At 65.1% G+C, this 4901-nt stretch carries 4 protein-coding genes; 2 read left to right on the forward strand and 2 right to left on the reverse strand.

The genetic code is table 11. The features are described 5' to 3' along the window. Positions 1–162: 162 nt before the first annotated feature. Positions 163–1074: a translation elongation factor Ts gene (tsf, locus tag ACFDR9_RS26895; protein ID WP_026132503.1), complete on the reverse strand. Its 912-nt coding sequence runs from the start codon at positions 1072–1074 to the stop codon at positions 163–165. Positions 1075–1226: 152 nt separating this feature from the next. Further along, positions 1227–1979, reverse strand: a complete 753-nt coding sequence (gene rpsB / locus ACFDR9_RS26900; protein ID WP_409032960.1) for a 30S ribosomal protein S2 — start codon at positions 1977–1979, stop codon at positions 1227–1229. A 337-nt stretch (positions 1980–2316) separates the two neighbouring features. Here rpsB and ACFDR9_RS26905 point away from each other — a divergent pair, with 337 nt between their 5' ends. Beyond that, entirely contained in the window at positions 2317–3192 is an 876-nt protein-coding gene (locus ACFDR9_RS26905; protein WP_409032961.1) for a porin PorA family protein, read from the forward strand. After that, a complete protein-coding gene (locus tag ACFDR9_RS26910) occupies positions 3189–4838 on the forward strand; it encodes a PAS domain S-box protein (RefSeq protein WP_409032962.1) in 1650 nt (549 codons plus the stop codon). Before ACFDR9_RS26905 ends, ACFDR9_RS26910 begins: the two co-directional genes overlap by 4 nt. The last annotated feature ends 63 nt before the right edge of the window (positions 4839–4901 follow it).

The following is a 4901-nucleotide window of genomic DNA, read 5'->3' on the forward strand; positions in this document are numbered from 1 at the left end:
AGTCTACAACCGAGATCTCCAGAAACTCTTCCGGGCACCAGGTAGAGGCTGGGAGTGGCGGGAAAGTGGTCGTCGTCTCTCCCCCCTCCCCCCCCCCCCCCCCCCCCCCCGGGAGGCCGGCGCGGCGCGCCAAAAAAACGGGCCTCTCGGCCCGCTTTCTAATTACGCTCCCTGGGAGGCGGCGATTTGCGCCGCGACTTCGGCGGCGAAGTCGTCTTGCTTTTTCTCAATGCCTTCGCCGACGACGAACATCGTGAACGATTTCACGCTGGTGGCGGCCGCTTTCAGCATCTGCTCAACCGACAGCTTGTCGTTTTTCACGAAAGCCTGGTTCAGCAAGGATACTTCCTTCAGGTACTTCTGCACGGAGCCTTCCAGGCGCTTCGCCAGGATCTCGGCCGATTGCGCCGGCTTGCCTTCGGCCGCGGCCTTGACGGCGTCTTCTTCGGCTTTCAGTTTTGCCACCGAACGCTCTTTTTCGATCAGTTCGGCGGGCACTTCGTCCGACGACAGCGACACCGGCTTCATCGCCGCGATGTGCATCGCCACGTCTTTACCGACTTGCTCGTCGGCGCCGTCGTATTCGACGATCACGCCGATGCGCGCGCCGTGCAGGTAGGAGGCCAGCTTGGCGCTGGTGTCGAAACGCTGGAAGCGACGGATCGACATGTTCTCGCCGATTTTGCCGATCAGGGCGGCGCGCACCTCGTCCAGCGTCTTGCCGTCCAGCGGCAGGGCCAGCAGGGCGGCGACGTCGGCCGGGTTGTGCTCGGCGACCAGGCGCGCGGCGTTGTTCGCCAGTGCCAGGAAGTCGTCGTTTTTGGCCACGAAGTCGGTTTCGCTGTTCACTTCAACCAGGGCGCCAACGCCGCCGGCGATGAACGTCGCAACCACGCCTTCGGCGGTGATGCGCGAGGACGCCTTGGAAGCCTTGCCGCCCAGTTTGACGCGCAGGATCTCTTCCGCGCGCGCCATGTCGCCTTCGGCCTCGGTCAGCGCTTTTTTGCATTCCATCATTGGTGCGTCGGTCTTGCCGCGCAATTCGCCTACCATCGCTGCTGTAATCGCTGCCATGTGTTTCTCCTGATTCGGTGGATGTGATGAGGGGGGATCAAAAGTGTCGGACCCGCCGCGCCCCATACTATTTTGATTAAAAAAAAGGGGGAGCTGCTGCCACCCCCTTCTTCTCTACTGCATTGTCAAGCTATCGAACGACAGACTTGCGCTTACGCTTGCTCGCTCACTTCAACGAATTCGTCGCCAGCGCCGGCCTTGATCATTTCAACGACTTCGTTGCCGGCCGCGGCACGGCCTTCGATGATGGCGTCAGCCACACCGCGGGCGTACAGCATGATCGCTTTGGACGAGTCGTCGTTACCAGGGATAACGAAGTTCACGCCTTCGGGCGAGTGGTTGGTGTCAACCACGCCGATGACCGGGATGCCCAGTTTCGCCGCTTCGGTGATGGCACCCTTGTGGTAGCCGACGTCGACGACGAAAATAGCGTCAGGAACGCCACCCATGTCCTTGATACCGCCGATGGACTTTTGCAGCTTGATCATTTCGCGTTCAAACATCAGCGCTTCTTTTTTCGACAGCTTCTCGACGGAGCCGTCTTCGATTTGCGCTTCCATGTCTTTCAGGCGCTTGATCGAGGTCTTGATCGTTTTGAAGTTGGTCAGCATACCGCCCAACCAACGCTGGTCGACGAAAGGCACGCCGGCGCGTTGCGCTTCAGCGGCGATGATCTCGCGCGCTTGACGCTTGGTGCCGACCATCAGGATGGTGCCGCGGTTGGACGCCAATTGACGCACATGCTTCATCGCTTCCTGATACATAGCCATCGTCTTTTCCAAGTTGATGATATGGATCTTGTTGCGGTGACCGAAAATGAACGGGGCCATTTTTGGGTTCCAAAAACGGGTTTGGTGACCGAAATGGACACCGGCTTCCAGCATTTCACGCATTGTTACGGACATAGTAAACTCCAGGGTTGGGTCTGGAATCCGATCAGTCACCATAGAGGCACCCTTGTCGACCGGATTCGCATTATTTATAAACTACTTAAACTAACTTTTGGTTGATTTGCAACATTGCTCAAAAACCTGATTCAAGCAACCCGAGATTGTACTCCACAACCGCCGCGCAGATCAAGCGTTGCGCGCCGCTGGAATTTTCCGCGACGGCGATGGGCAATCCTGCTAGCATGACATATATCAAGTCCGCAGGCGGCGGACGCGGCCGTGTTTGCCCGTCACGGCGCCTGCCCGCCACCGCCACCATGCTCCACTTCCGCGACAGGAGGAACCCAGCGATATGAGTGTGCGCAGCGCCTTACTCGGACTCGGAATGGTCTGCTGGCCGCTGGCGGCGGCGCAATACTTCTATATTGCGCCGCAATTGCTGCGCATTCCCGCCGACTACGCCAGCGAGACCAGCTTCGACGCCAGCACCCGCGCGCGCGCGCACGCCGACGCGGAATGGACCAGCTCGTCGCTGGTGGCGCGCCGGGTCGACCAGGCGCTGGTGAGCTCGGCGGGCCACGCCATCATCCAGGGCGACATGCACTGGACCAACAAGGCCGGCGTCGTCGAATACGAGAGCAGCGCCATTTTCGGCGTCGACCGCCACACCCGCCGCAACTTGCCCGGCTACGGCGGCGCGGTGCGCGGCGGCCAGTTCCTGTTCCCGCGCCACGCCGACGCGAAGAACTTCGACTATTGGGACACCCAGTTCATCGGCCTGTGCCGCGCCACCTTCGAGCGCGCGCTGGAAATGGACGGCGTGCTGGTGCACATGTACCACATCGGCGCCACCGGACTCGACGAGACCGACGGCTACAGCCACCTGCCCGACGTGCCCGAGCGCTTTCGCGTACACACCGACTTCGCCGGCACGCTGTGGCTCGAGCCGGACTCCGGCGTCGTCGTCGACTACCAGGAGGAAGGCATCAGCTACCTCGTCGAGCCGGCCGGCGGCGCCCGCCTCGCCGACGTCTACGCCTGGAAGGACCGCTTCACGGCGGCCGCCAAATCGGCGAAAATGCGCGTGGCCGTGGCCGAGCGGCGCCGCGGCCGGGCGCTCGAGGTGTGGGTCCCGGCGGCCCTGCTGCTGGCCGGCGCGGCGGCGGTGCTGCACGGGCTGCGGCCGCGCCGGGGAACGGCCGCGCGCGCGGCGCGGGTGCGCGCATGACGCCGCGCTTCGGCGTGACGCTGCGCATTACGCTGGTGTTCGTCGCCTTCGCCGCGGCGCTGCTGGCGGTGGTCGGCACGCTGTCGTTTGGCAGCGGGCGCGACGCGCTGGAGGGCGCCGCCGTCTCGGAACTGCTGTCCTCGGCGCTGGAAAAGGAGGCGCAGATCGACCGCCTGATCGCGCTCCAGCAAGGCCGCATCGAGCTGATCGCCGCCGCCCCGGCGCTGGCCGCCGCGCTGGCCGCGCGCGGCGCCGCGCGGCCGGCGGCGATGGCGCGCGCCTCGGACGAACTGCTGCCGCACACCCGGCTGCAACCGAGCGAATTCATCATGCTGGCCATCGCCGACCCGGACAGCGGCCGCCTGCTCGCCGCCACCAGCGCCGCCGCCGTCGGCGCCGCCGCCGTCGAGCAGCCGTTTTTCCTCAACGGCAAGCACGGCTATTTTATGCAGCCGCCGCACCTGTCGCGCTTCGTCAACGCCGCCGCCATCGCCGTGAGCGCGCCCATCACGGCCGCCGACGGCGCCCTGCTGGGGGTGCTGGCCGGCTGGATCGACCTCGACGGCCTGAACCGCATCATGCTCCAGCGCAGCGGCGTGCATTATTCCGACGAGGTTTTCCTGGTCAACCAGGCCGCCCAGTTCGTCACCCAGCCGCGCTTCCTCAAGCAGCCGGGCGCGCTGCGCCTGCAGGCGCGCAGCCGCGCCGTGCAGCTTTGCCTGGCCGGCAACAGCGGCGTGCTGTTCAGCGACGACTACCGCGGCGTGCCGTCGATCACCATCTACCGCTGGCTGCCGCGCCACAAGCTCGGCCTGATCACCAAAATCAGCCAGGCCGAGGCGTCGCTGCCGGTGCGCGACTTCGGCCAGGCCCTGCTGGCGATGGGCGCGCTGATCCTGCTGCTCGGTTCGGCCATCGCGGTCTGGCTGGCGCGCACCATCACGCGCCCGCTGCACACGCTGCGGCGCGCGGTCGCGCATTTCGGCCACGGCGAACGCGACGCCGGGCTGCCGAGCGCCGGCGCCGACGAACTGGGCGAGTTGGCGCGCGAATTCAAGCGCATGGCCGCCGCCGTCGCCGACAAGGAGGCGCAGTTGCTGTCGAACGCGGCGGAACTGGAGCGGCGCGTGCGCGAGCGCACCCAGGAGCTGCAGCGCCAGGCCGACCTGCTCGACCTGGCGCACGACGCCATCATCGTGCTCGACGCGGGCGAGCGCGTCGCCTACTGGAACCACGGCGCCCAGGAAATGTACGGCTGGAGCCGCGAGCAGGCGCTCGGGCGCGAACTCGCCGCGCTGCTCGACGCCGGCGCGGCGGCGCCGGCCGGGATCGCCGCGACGCTGCGCCAGCACGGCCGCTGGGAGGGCCGGCTGATCCACGCGCGGCGCGACGGCAGCCGCGCCGTCGTCGCCTCGCGCCAGGCGCGCCACGTCGACGAGCGCAGCCAGTCCACCGTGACGCTGATCATCAACAGCGATATTACCGAGCACAGCCAGGCCGAGGAGGAACTCAACAAGTTTTTCGACCTGTCGCTGGACTTGTTGTGCATCGCCTCGGTGGACGGCCACTTCAAGCGCCTCAACCCGGCCTGGGAAAAAACCCTGGGCTACAGCACCAATCCACCCAAGTTAAGAATTTTTCTTTAAAAGTAGAGCGAAATACAATAAAAAGCTTGACATGCCAGTGAGGTAGGGCGCGGCCAGTGAGAT

It is taken from the genome of Janthinobacterium sp. CG_23.3 (genome assembly GCF_046115965.1).
Taxonomy (GTDB): Bacteria; Pseudomonadota; Gammaproteobacteria; order Burkholderiales; family Burkholderiaceae_D; genus Janthinobacterium.

Bases quoted from the DNA above. Each gene is read 5' to 3' on its own strand.
- ACFDR9_RS26905 (WP_409032961.1), top strand. From the start codon at position 2,317: ATGAGTGTGCGCAGCGCCTTACTCGGACTCGGAATGGTCTGCTGGCCG.
- rpsB (WP_409032960.1), bottom strand. From the start codon at position 1,979: ATGTCCGTAACAATGCGTGAAATGCTGGAAGCCGGTGTCCATTTCGGT.
- ACFDR9_RS26910 (WP_409032962.1), top strand. From the start codon at position 3,189: ATGACGCCGCGCTTCGGCGTGACGCTGCGCATTACGCTGGTGTTCGTC.
- tsf (WP_026132503.1), bottom strand. From the start codon at position 1,074: ATGGCAGCGATTACAGCAGCGATGGTAGGCGAATTGCGCGGCAAGACC.